An 11378-nucleotide genomic window follows, 5' to 3' on the forward strand; every position below is an offset into this window, starting at 1 on the left:
CGTGAGCTCGATGGAGTGTGCGTGGTGGCATCTGCCCGAGGAGCTCGGGGGGAGCGTGGGGAGCGCCGGACAGGTACCGGACAGGTAGTCCTCCCGGTGTCGTGGGCGCTGGTGGAAGCGAGAGTCGATGGTGTAACGACCAGCGACCGCAAAGGAACGGGCAAGATGTTGAGCGGCTCAACGATCGAACCCCAGTCAGACGCCCACCGTCGTGGCGAGACTCCTGAACTCGGGGTCGGTGCGGGCGGCCGGGGATGGCTGCCGGCCGAGAGGCGGCGCCGATTCGTCGTCCAGGTCTCGCACGAGATGCGCACACCGCTTGCCGCGCTACGACTGGAGTTGGAAGAAGCCCTGACCAACAGGGACGTCGCCGACCCCTTCGCGGCGCTGAAGGAGGCGTTGCAGAGCGTCGAGCGCTTGGAGAACACGGTGATCGCCCTGCTCTGGTTGCTCCAAAGGGACGCTTCGGAGCGCCCTTAGCGGCCGTGTCATCCCCCGCCAGTCCGGCCGGACGGCCCTTCGCCGTGGGTTCGCCACCAGTCGGCCGCCGCGTCCACCGCGAGGCCGGTGATCCAGAGGTCGGCCGGGTCGTCGGGCAGCAGGCGTTCCCGTACCGCGTCGCGCATGGGGTAGGAGAGTGCGGCGCCCGTGGTGGGAAGGTCGTCGTCCAGGACCTCGGCGGGGATCTTGCAGACCGTGACGGCGGCCGCCACCCCGAAGCCCGCACGTTCCGCCAGGTCGTGGACGGTGGCGGCGGCGTCGATCGGCGCGGGACCGCGATCGGCCAGCAACCGGATGAGCCGGACGACGCGGCCGGCGGTGCCCCAGCAGGGGACGGGCGGCCGAGCCGCCTGCCAGCCGGGCGGCTCGCCCGGTTCGAACGTTCCGCCGGGCGCGTACTCCAGGGCCGTCGCGGTCCGGTCGTGTCGCTGGTAGTCCAAGATCAGCAGGGCGCCGTTCGGGGTACGCCAGAGCTCCCCGGGCGCTTCCCGCTCCAGTTGCCTGTCGACCAGCTGACGTTCGGCGTTGGACTGCCCCTCGCCACCCGCCGGAGTGATGCGCAGTGTCCGGCAGGAGCCCGTGCCGTCGCCGATCGGAGCGTTGGCCCAGAGGCGCAGGACGTCGAGGATGCCTTCGCGCTGTGAGTCAGAAGTCCACGGCAGGACGGCCGGGAGCGCGTAGCCCGCCAGGGTGTCCGGCTCGACGCCCACGTAACCGCGGGGTGGCAGGGAGACCGTCCGGACGAGGTAGGGCCTGTCGGCCGCGGGTTCGTCGGTCGTCGCCGACTCAAGCGCTTGGGCCACGAGCCGTTGGCGCACGAGCCACCTCGTCTGCGCCCTGGTGCGCCTGAAGGGGAGGTCGGAGGCCGGCACGACCAATGCGGGCAGTGCAGGAGGCTGGGGACGGCCGATCCGGTCGCGCAACTCGATGGACAGCAGGAGGCACTCGACGGCCGTACGGGCCGCTTCGAGGACGCCGTCGCGCAGGGCCGGCGCGGTCACCTCGGGCAGCACGGCCTCCAGCGCGTCGGCGGCCGCGCGCGGTCCGGTCAGCGCCGCCTCCAGCAGGCGCGCCGCCCGCTCGCGGTCGAGACGTCGCAGCGCCGCCGATCCGTCCGGGTCCACCGGGTCCCGCCGCGTCCACCAGCCGGGCGGCGGCACGAGCCCGCTCTTCGTGCTCATGACAGGCGAGAAGGGCAGCCGCGCCGTCCGGGTCCCATCGGGGGCGGTGACCGTGATCGCACCGCGGCTCAACCGGACCTCGCTCGGCCCGGCGGCGCCCGGGAACGTCACCTCGGCGGCGCCTGGCGCCTGGGGCCGTGCGGTGGCGGTGCCCGGGTCCAGGGTCAACGCGACGGTCCGGCCCGTCCGCCCCTCGACCTGGAACGTCTGCCAGACGCCGTCCTGGATGCGGGACAGGAGGCCGGTCTTGCCGTCGTACCAGGGCAGCAGCCCGTCGGGCAGTTGGGGAAGACTCATCGACAGGGCGTCGTCGCCGGTGACGGACGCGTGGGCGTGCCAGGACCGTTCCGTGATGGTGAGGTATCCGAGATGCTGGACGATCGTCCGGCCTGCTTTCGGCGACTTCGACGGCGTCCCGTCGCCGGAAACGGCCAGCTCGGCGGGGATGCCGCCGCGCAGGGCCGCCAGCAGGGCGTCCACGGGATCGGCGGGGTCGAGCCCGTCCGCGACACCCGGCTCCAGGTCGAGCAGACCGCTGCAGGCGGTGAGCCGCACCAACTGGTGCAGGGCGCTGTACAGGAAGGGAAGGTCCGGGCGGCCCGCGTCGGCCTTCCAGCCGTCGACGGCTTCGCGCAGCACCTCCCGGGTCTCCGGCAGATCCCAGAGCGCTTTCACCGTGGCCGGGTAGTCGACGTTGCCGTAATACCCCAGGTCGCGGACGAACGCCTCCAGCAGGCCGGCGAAACGCTCGCGTCCTTCTGGCCCGGATGCCACGTCCGCGGCCAGTTGCCCCAGGTCGAAGCCCGAACCCCACCAGCGGGGCGAGTCGGTGCCCATCCGCCCCTGGGGGATGATGTGCCGGTGGTCGGGAGGCGGAAGCGCCGGGTCCGTCTCCTCGCCGAAGACCACCTCGGCGTCCGGGAAAAGTCGATCCCCTGCCTGGTCGGCGAGCTTCAGCAGGACTTCGGCCGCGCAACCCCGTCCCGTGGTGCCGAACCACCGGGCCGGCAGGTGCGCCCCCGCCCCGCTCTCGGCCAAGGACTCCAGCCACATCTGCCGGATCTCCTCGGCGACCTCCTCGCCGCTCTCCTCCTCGTGCCGGGCGCGGTCGGGTTCGGCGGCGATCAGCAGCTTCATCAGGTCGTCGTCGCGTCCGGCCATCGCGACGAGCGGCTCACGGGCGGCCGCCCAGACCTGGTGGGACGCGATGGGCATGAGCCCGGCGCGGAGCAGCCGCCCGGCCAGGAACTCCTCCTCGTCCCGCTTCTTGATCTTCGCGGCGCGGGCCAGCGCGCGCAGGTCAGGGAAGATCCGGGCGTACGGGATGAGCCCGGCGTCGAATCCCGCGCAGACCACCTCGCGGAAGCGGGCGTGCGCCTCCTCCGCCGGCAACGTCGCGGCGAGCGTCTTGGCGTAGTCGCGCAGCGCGGCCGGTCCGACGCCGCCCGCGGGCACCAGTTCGAGGAAGACGCCCTGGACCCGGTCGAGGTCGAGGAGCGCGGGATGGTCCTTCTCGACCTTGCGCGCCTGCCCGAACGCCCAGAACGCGAGCTCGCTCTCGCCCGCCCGCACGAGCTCCCGGCAGGCGTGCTCGAAGAACGGCGCCAGCTCGGCGGCGGGCACCGGGTCCGCAGCCTTGACCAGCATCTTCTTGGCGCCCTTGGGCCCGGCGGCGGCGAGGTCCGCCGGTGCGGGCAACTGCGGGAACTGAGTCATCGCGCCCTTCGTCCCTGATCTTCTGAACGACCGTGAAACCCTGCGACGGTCCGCCCGGGTGATCGGTTCCGCGGCGGGCGCATCGAACGGTGCCGCGCGGTGGCGCGGTGGTCGGTCCGGTGCGACGGCGACAAGACCCGGCGGGTCGCCGTTCCGCCGCGCGGCGCTGCCGGCTCAGTCCTCGTTCTCCCACTGGGCCAGTCGGATGTCGCGGGCGTCGCTGAAGTGCTGGGCGCAGAGGTCGCCCGCCCGTTCCTGTTCCCGTGCCTCGACGGCGCGCACGATCGCGCGGTGCTGCTCGATGGTCGCTTCCCGCCGGTTCGGGTACGTCAGTGTCGTATTGGGGAAGCGGCCCAGGTGCAGGTCGAGACGTTCGAGCAGGTCGAGCAGCGCGAGCTGGTGAGTACATCGCCAGACGGCCTGGTGGAACTCCCGGTTCGTCTCGACCATTCCCCGCGGATTGTCGACGTCGACCGACTCGTAGCGCTTGGCTGCTTTCCGTAATGTCAGCAGGTCGTGCGTCGTGCGCCGACCCGCGGCGGCCCGTCCCGCCTCGCGCTCCAGGAGGATCCGCACCTCGTAGAGGTCCAGGATCTCGTCGGGGCTGTGGTCGCGGACCGTCAGGCCGCTCCCGTCCCGGACGACCAGCCCGTCCTGCTCCAGGCGCAGCAGCGCCTCCCGGACGGGAGTGCGGCTGACCTCGTACATGGCTGCGAGCGTGCTCTCGACCAGATACCGGCCGGGCTCCAGGTCGCCGAGATAGATCGACTGCTTGAGTTGCTCGTACAGGGCGTGGCGCCGGTTCTCGGGGAGGCCCGCGATCGATCGGTTCGGTCCGGCCGAGGCAGACTTCATACCGCTCCTTCGTCGTGTGGCGCTGCCGGCGCAGGTCAGTGCGCAGCCGCATACAATCTAGCCGCACCCAGGTGAAGCTGTCGACTCGCCCTCTACAGCAGCAGATCGCGGTCCAAAGTCACGCGGGAGGGTGCACGCCGAAGTGGCTCCGGGATCCCCTCCTCAGCGAGTCCTGGGCCAGATCGTAGGCCGCTGTATACAGCCGGTCGGCGCTCCCGGAGCCGGCTCAGCCGTGCGCGGACCCGGGCGGGAAGGTCTCCAGCCAGAAGCGGGCGATCTCGTCACGGCCCGCGATCCAGATGTCGCCGTTCGCGCTGAGGTGCTCGATCAGGCGCAGCAGTCCGGGCAACCGGGCCGGACGGCCGATGATCCTCGGGTGCAGGCCGACCGACATCAACCGGGGGCGCCGCACGCTTTCGCCCGCGAGGGTGTCGAAGCAGTCGATCGCGTAGCGCGCGAAGTCGTCGGCGGTGAAGAACTGCCCCTTGTAGAACTTCGTGTCGTTGACGTCGAGCGAGTAAGGGACGATCAGGAAGGGGCGGCCGTCCACCGCCTCGTAGTAGGGGATGTCGTCGCTGACCGAGCCCGCGTCGTAGACCAGGCCGGCCTGTGCCAGCAATGAGCGTGTGCGCACGGTGTTGGGAGGACGGGTGAACCAGCCCTGGACCGCACGGCCGGTGAGGCGCTCAAGCGTTTCGACGCAGTTGACGATGTTGCGGCGTTCCTGCTCGGCGGTGAGGCCGGTGTGCGGGATCCAGCGGTAGCCGTGCCCCACCACGTCGCAGCCGCGCTCCTTGATCGCCTCGGTCACGGCGGTGTTGCGTTCCAGCGCGAGGGCCGAGGCGAAGATGGTGGGCACGATCCCGTGCTCGTCCAGCGCCTCCAGCAGCCGCCACACGCCGACGCGGCTGCCGTACTCGAACGTCGACTCGGCGAACAGTTCACGCTCCCCGGCCGGAACCTCGTACCTGGCTTCGACGAGGGTCTCATGTGCAGGATCGCCGTCCAGGACGTTGCGTTCGGCGCCCTCTTCGTAGTTGACGACGAAGTTGACGGCGAGCCGTGCGCCGTTCGGCCAGACGAAGTCCGGCGGGTTCGGACCGTAGCCGACGAAATCGCGTGGTGCCAGGGTGTCCATTTGTCTCCTCCAACGGCGACGGTGTGGCCGGCGGGCGCGGCGAGGACGGGAGGCGGGCGGGATCAGAAGAGCTGCCGGGCGGTCAGTCCGGCGGAGAGGCCGAACACCAGGCGGAGCCTCGCCTTGAGCGGTGACAGCGTCCGCGAGGCGACCAGCCCGTCGGCCAGCAGCTGGGTCTCCGAACCGTGGCCGCGGTAGGTGCGCCGCAGGATGGGCCCGTCCTCACATCTGCTGGCGAGGACCACGGGCCGGTCTCCGCGAACGACGCGTACCAGCGCGTCGGCCAGTGGCGGCGGCAGGTGCCCGGCGCCCGTCCCGGCCACCACGAGGGCGTCCACCTCGGCGGCGATGGCGTCGACCAGCCGCCCGTCCGCACCGGCCATCGCCGGTACGATCTCCACCCTCCGGTCCGGCGGTGCGGTGGCCGGAAGCCGGTCGGTGACGGGCGGCGGGCCGAGCAGCAGTTCCACCTCGTCCTCCGCCAGGAACCCGACCGGGCCGGCGGAGGGGGAGGCGAAGGCCGCGATCCGGGTGCTGTGGTGCTTGGTCACCAGCCGAGCCACATGGATCTCGTCCTGGAAGACCACCACGGGACCGTACCGGGCGAGAGGTGCGTGCAGCGCCGCGCTGATGGCCGCCCTGATGTTGGCCGGCCCGTCGGCGCCCGGCAGGTGGGGGGCGCGCATGGCCCCGGTGACCACGACGGGGACGACCGTGTCCACCAGCATCGCCAGCGCGTACGCCGTCTCCTCCAGGGTGTCGGTGCCGTGGGTGACCACGACGCCCTCGGCGCCGCCCTCGATCTCCTCGCGCACCGCGGCGGCCAGCGCCCACATGTCGTCGAGGGTGACGGCCCGGCTGGAGACGGTGCGCACGTCGCGCGGCCGGACGGCGACCGGGAGCCCGCCCACCGTGCCCGCCAGGTCGCCCGCGCCATGGCGCGCCGCCGCGCCGCCCTCGTCGGGAGCCGCCGCGACGGTGCCGCCCATGGCCAGCAGGCTCACGGTGCCGTTGCTCATCGTCCCGCCCCCGCTCGTGACGCTCGGCCTTCTCGCACAGCTCCGCCTCCGATCATCTCTCCGCCCGCGCGAACAGTTCCGCACAGTCGGTCACCGCGGACAGCCCGGTGAGACGCTCCCACCATGCTCTGGAGGTCGGCGAGTCGCCCAGGAGCGCCACGAACTTCTCACGATGCTCCTCCGCGCCGAGAGGCCGGGTGTGATGACCGCGCGGGTTGTCGACGACGGAGGTCAGGGTGCCGCCGTCGGTCCGCACGGTGACACGGGCCGGGGCGGCCTCCGGCCACCGTGCGTCGAACCCGGCATCGGCCCGAACCGTCACCTTGCGCGCCAGTTCGGCGACTTCGGGGCGGTGGCGGAAGGCCTCGACGCCGCTGTCGCCGAGGAGCAGGGCGGTCGCCACCGCGTACGGCAGAGAGAACCGGCCGGACAGGTCGTTCGCGGCCGGCTGCCGGTTGATCTTGAGGTTGACGCTGACCGTGTCCACCCGGATCTCCCGGATCGCAGCGGCCGGCACCGTCCCGAGGTCCAGTGCCGCCTCGATCGCGCAGTGCGTCAGGGCGCAGGCACTGTGGACCTTGAAGTAGTTCCGGGTGATGCCGAGCCTGCCGTAGTCCAGCGGTCCCGACAGCTCCGGGCCGTCCACGATCTCGCCAGCCACCCGGCCGAACGCCTCCTCCAGCGCCCCCGCCGAACCGCTGTACCCGGCCTGCGCCATCGCCGTGGCGCGCACCCCGCTCGCAGCGGCGTGCCCGGTGAAGGCGTTGCGCGCGGTCGCGCCCTCGTAGCAGGGCTGCCACATCGCCAGGACGGGGCCGGTGGCGGCGATGCGGGCCGCCGCCACCGGGTCGGTGCCGTCGAGCAGTGCCACGGCGACCGCGGCGCCGAGGGCGCCCAGGTGTCCGTGCGGATGCACGCCCGGCCGCAGCCGGAACGCCCGGAACAGCCGGCTGCTCACCTCGTATCCCGCGATGACCGAGCGCAGGAGGTCGGTGCCGGATGCGTGCAGATGTTCGGCGACGGCGAGCGCCGCCGGGACCACCTGCACGGCCGGATGACCGGTCGGGCGCATGCCCTCGTCCAACTCCAATGCGGTTCCGGCGGTCGCGTTGAGGAACGCGGCGTGCTCGGGATACGTGCGCCTGCCGGGTGCCGGGAGCACTGTCGCGGTGTGCCCCGGCCCCGCCCTGCCGGCCGGTGTCACCAGGCCGTTGCGCTCGTCGAGGGCGACCAGGGCGGCGATCTCGGGTGTCGTGGCCCCGGCGGCGGCGACGGTGTCGGCGATCACGCGCTGAGCGTGCCGGACGGCCGGCTCGGGTACCCGGCCCATCTCCAGATCGGCCGCCGCGGCCACGGCGTCGTCGATGCTGTGCACGGTCGCGCTCACCTCCTCAGGTCGAGATGCCGGGTCTCGCCGAGCGCCCGGACGGCGCCGGCGCTGATCACGGAGACCAGCACCACGTAGCCTCCGACGGCGTACATGCCGATCCCTTCGTAGAGGCCGACGGCGATGAAGGGGGCCACGGCCGCTCCCAGAAGCGAGCCGGCCTGGTTGGCAGCCGTCACGCCCGAGTACCGGATGGCGGTCGGGAACAACTCGGCGAAGTACACGCCCACCGGGGCGTAGGCGAAGCCGACCGGGAAGGCGAACAGCACCAGGGCGACCGTGAAGAGAACCGGCTCCCCGGTCTCGACGAGCGCGAGCACCGGGAAGATCGCCGCGATGGCTCCGCCCAGTCCCCACAGCAGGGCCGTGCGCCTGCCGTGCTTGTCGGCCGTTCCCGCCGACAGGCGCAGGCCGATGCTGTAGGCGCCGGCCGAGATGAGCACCGCGGTGAGGGCGGAGGCCTTGCTCATCTCCAGTTCGCCCGTCGCGTGGGCCAGCAGGAAGATGAAGGCGACGTAGAACGTGGTGCTGACCGACACGTAGGCGAGGGTGGCGAGCACGGTGGTCCGGCGAGCCTGCTGGACGACGCTCACGATCGGCAGCCCGGAGACCTTCCCCGGATCGGCGTGGGCGGCGGCCTTCCTGCGGCCGGCCTCGAACACGGGGGATTCGTTGATCCGCAGCCGGAGCACCAGCCCCACCACGATCAGCGCGGCGCTGGACAGGAAGGGCACTCGCCAGCCCCAGTCGAGGTAGGTCTGTTCGGGGATGACGAGGGTGATCAGCAGGAGCACGGCCGTCGAGAGGGCCAGCCCCGCGGTGACACCCTGCTGCGGCCAGGCGGAGAGCCGGGCCCTGCGGTCGTGCGGGGCGAACTCGGTGGCCATCAGCACGGCTCCGCCCCATTCGCCGCCCACGGCGGCCCCCTGGACGAAGCGGAGCAGCACCAGGAGCACGGGGGCGATCGCGCCCGCCGTCGCATACGTCGGCAGGACGCCCACGAGCATCGTGCTGACGCCCATCAGGACCAGGGACACCACCAGGGTCGCCTTGCGGCCGATGCGGTCCCCGAAGTGAGCGAAGATCAGCCCCCCGATCGGCCGGGCGGCGAAGGCCACCGCGATGGTCGCGAAGGAGGCGAGGGTGGCGGCGACATCGGACATCTCGGGAAAGAATTGCTTGCCGAATACCAGTGCCGCGGTGCTGGCGTAGATGTAGAAGTCGTACCATTCGATGGCGGTGCCGAGAAAGGCGGCCTTGGCTACTTTTGTGGCTTCCGCCAGGGACGGTGTCGGAGTACCGGTATCGTCTTTGTTTTCCTGAACGTGCGGCACAACTTCCATCTCCTTCGGTTGTGGCACCGTGGAACGTGCGGTGGTGCGTGGGCGCCGACGGCTCGGCACCGCCGATGGCTCGGCACCGGATGCGAACGGCGTGGTGACCGGTTCGGACGGGTCACGGCGGGGCCGCGTCAAGCTCTGCTCTGGCGACCCGCCGCGCCGGCGGACGCGGAGGATCGGAGGCGCCGTGCGGCGTCGTCCCTGATGGCGTTGCGGAGGGGTGGCCTCCGGTGGGTCGGCCTCACGCGGGATGCCGCGTCTTTCGGGCCGGCGGGCGGCCTGCCGCCGGCCTGAGGGTCACGTGGACGGGGGCTGTCTGAGGGCGGCTCCGCCCAGCCGGTGGGCGATCTCGGCGAACGCGGGGTTTCGTGGTTCCGGGTCGATGTGGACGTCGAACAGCACGGGTCCGGTCGTCTCCGGCAGCGTCTGGAGCACGTCGAGGTCCCGTACGGACCGGATGCAATGAGCGGGGATGCCGAACCCCCGGGCCACGTCGCCGATGTCCGGCCACGCGTGCCATGCCTCGGTGTCCGGCAGGCCCTTGGCGGTCAGGCTGTGGCGTTCCTGTCCGTAGCCCCCGTCGTTCATGACGAAGAGGGTCAACGGAATGTGGTACCGCACGACCGTTGACAGTTCGCTCAGGCTCATCATCAGGCATCCGTCGCCGAGAACGGCCGTCACCCGTTCACCGGGACAGGCGACCGCGGCGCCGATCGCCACCCCCAGCGCCTGGCCGATCGCGCCGAAATCGTGGGTGAAGGCATAGCGGCGGGGATCCCAGCTGCGCAGGGTCTGCTGGGCGTAGGAGCCGAAGTGCCCGGCGTCGACGACGAGCAGCCGGTCCTCCGGCAGGACGGCGTCGAGCGCTTCCACGGCGAGCCGGGGATGGACCGGCGAAGTGCCGGGTGCCGACGGAACGAACTGGTCGGGGCCGTCCGGGACCGTCCATTCATCGGGGGCGGGGCGGCCGGTGCCCCCGATGAGGGCACAGAGGGCGCCCGCGGTGGCCGCGGCGTCTCCCACGACGGCGAGGTCCGCCGCGGAATGCCTGCCGATGGCCTCGCCGTCCCGATCGACCTGCACCACCATGCCGCCGGAGAGGACGGTGCCGCCGTCGGTGGTCCACTGGTTGGCCGACGCTCCGAGCACGAGGACGCAGTCGGCTTCGGCGAGCACCCTGCCGGCACGCCCGGAGCCGAGCCCGCCTGCCACGCCGAGGTGCCGCGCATGGTGGGCCAGCAGGCCTTTCGCCTTGAGGGTGGTGGCGATCGGTGCTGCCAGCAGGTCGGCGAGCTCTCCCACGGCGGCCGCCCCGCCGCCCGGGGCCACCCCCCGTCCGACCAGGATCGCCGGGCGCCGGGCGGCGGTGAGGGCCGCCGCCGCTTCGGCGACGAGGCGGGGATCGGGCGGCGGTGGGGAGGGCGGGGCGGCCGACGGCTCGTAGGAACCGGTCCCGGCGGGCAACCGGGCGTGCATGACGTCGGTGGGGGCGTTGAGCACCGCCGGCCCCCGGCCGGCGCGCACATGGCGGAAGACGGCGGCGGTGTCGGTGTACACCGTGCCGGGCCGGTGCAGCGGCCGGAAGTACGCGCCCGCAGCACCGACGAATCCGCGCTGGTCGAAGCGCTGGGGGTGATCGAGATCGCCGGTCGGCGTGTCGGGTGCCAGCAGCACGACGCCGGAACGGGCGGCCGCGGCGGTCAGCAGCGAGGTGGCCGTGTTGCTGAGGCCGGGGCCGTGCGTCACGCTCGCCACCCCCGGCCTGCCCGAGAACCGCGCGTAGCCGTCGGCCATGGCGACGGCCCCCTGCTCGTGGCAGGCGTGCACCAGCGTGATGTCGGTTCCGGTCGCTGTCCGCGCGAGCAGGTCCACGTTGCCGTCTCCCATCAGCGCGAAGATCACGTCCGTGTCCTCGGCGACCAGGGCGGCGACGACCGCGCCTGTGACGTCTTCCACATCCTCGCTCATGGCATGCGAGTGTACACAGATGAATTCACGATCCTCAATGACTAGTTTCGAGGAATTGGAGAAATCGTCCTCACCTGCACAATCAACGCCATGTCTGAGGTTGGTCGATGGTCGAGATGCCGCGCCCTGAGGAAGCGATCAGCTCTGTCACGAGCGGGGTTCCGACTCTGGAGGGCCGTCGTATACACATGTACACTGCGAACGTGGAACCAGTCCGCTGCGCGCCTCCCGGGCGCACCCAGCCCCGTCACCGCTCCACGACCGGCCGACTCG

Annotated in this window: 8 protein-coding genes; 1 reads left to right on the plus strand and 7 read right to left on the minus strand. The window is 71.9% G+C overall.

Annotated elements, in window-relative coordinates; genetic code table 11:
• Positions 1–96 precede the first annotated feature (96 nt).
• On the plus strand, positions 97–480 hold the full coding sequence (locus BJ999_RS42800; protein ID WP_179832165.1) for a histidine kinase dimerization/phospho-acceptor domain-containing protein: 384 nt from the start codon (positions 97–99) through the stop codon (positions 478–480).
• A gap of 8 nt (positions 481–488) precedes the next feature.
• Here BJ999_RS42800 and BJ999_RS04870 read toward each other — a convergent pair whose 3' ends face one another.
• The 7 genes from BJ999_RS04870 to BJ999_RS04900 form a co-directional block, all read right to left on the minus strand.
• A complete protein-coding gene (locus BJ999_RS04870) occupies positions 489–3398 on the minus strand; it encodes a hypothetical protein (protein WP_179832166.1) in 2910 nt (969 codons plus the stop codon).
• Positions 3399–3572: 174 nt separating this feature from the next.
• A complete protein-coding gene (locus BJ999_RS04875) occupies positions 3573–4253 on the minus strand; it encodes a GntR family transcriptional regulator (protein WP_179832167.1) in 681 nt (226 codons plus the stop codon).
• A gap of 226 nt (positions 4254–4479) precedes the next feature.
• A complete protein-coding gene (locus BJ999_RS04880) occupies positions 4480–5391 on the minus strand; it encodes a polysaccharide deacetylase family protein (protein ID WP_179832168.1) in 912 nt (303 codons plus the stop codon).
• Positions 5392–5453: 62 nt separating this feature from the next.
• Positions 5454–6410 carry an asparaginase gene (locus BJ999_RS04885; protein WP_179832169.1) on the minus strand — a complete coding sequence of 319 codons (957 nt, stop codon included), beginning with the start codon at positions 6408–6410 and terminating at the stop codon, positions 5454–5456.
• A 52-nt stretch (positions 6411–6462) separates the two neighbouring features.
• The gene (locus tag BJ999_RS04890; RefSeq protein WP_179832170.1) at positions 6463–7797 is read right to left on the minus strand and encodes an MmgE/PrpD family protein; all 1335 of its coding nucleotides are present in this window, start codon (positions 7795–7797) and stop codon (positions 6463–6465) included.
• Positions 7794–9140 (minus strand): MFS transporter, encoded by a 1347-nt coding sequence (locus BJ999_RS04895; RefSeq protein WP_229810232.1) that lies wholly within the window; start codon positions 9138–9140, stop codon positions 7794–7796. The genes BJ999_RS04890 and BJ999_RS04895 overlap by 4 nt, the downstream gene beginning before the upstream one ends.
• A gap of 294 nt (positions 9141–9434) precedes the next feature.
• Positions 9435–11105, minus strand: a complete 1671-nt coding sequence (locus BJ999_RS04900; protein WP_179832172.1) for a thiamine pyrophosphate-binding protein — start codon at positions 11103–11105, stop codon at positions 9435–9437.
• Positions 11106–11378 lie beyond the last annotated feature (273 nt).

It is taken from the genome of Actinomadura citrea, from assembly GCF_013409045.1.
In the GTDB taxonomy this organism is placed as follows: Bacteria; Actinomycetota; Actinomycetes; order Streptosporangiales; family Streptosporangiaceae; genus Spirillospora; species Spirillospora citrea.

What these genes read in the sequence shown, in the direction of transcription:
- BJ999_RS04870 (WP_179832166.1), bottom strand. Translation starts at nt 3,398, where the DNA reads ATGACTCAGTTCCCGCAGTTGCCCGCACCGGCGGACCTCGCCGCCGCC.
- BJ999_RS04875 (WP_179832167.1), bottom strand. Translation starts at nt 4,253, where the DNA reads ATGAAGTCTGCCTCGGCCGGACCGAACCGATCGATCGCGGGCCTCCCC.
- BJ999_RS04880 (WP_179832168.1), bottom strand. Translation starts at nt 5,391, where the DNA reads ATGGACACCCTGGCACCACGCGATTTCGTCGGCTACGGTCCGAACCCG.
- BJ999_RS04885 (WP_179832169.1), bottom strand. Translation starts at nt 6,410, where the DNA reads ATGAGCAACGGCACCGTGAGCCTGCTGGCCATGGGCGGCACCGTCGCG.
- BJ999_RS04895 (WP_229810232.1), bottom strand. Translation starts at nt 9,140, where the DNA reads ATGGAAGTTGTGCCGCACGTTCAGGAAAACAAAGACGATACCGGTACT.
- BJ999_RS04900 (WP_179832172.1), bottom strand. Translation starts at nt 11,105, where the DNA reads ATGAGCGAGGATGTGGAAGACGTCACAGGCGCGGTCGTCGCCGCCCTG.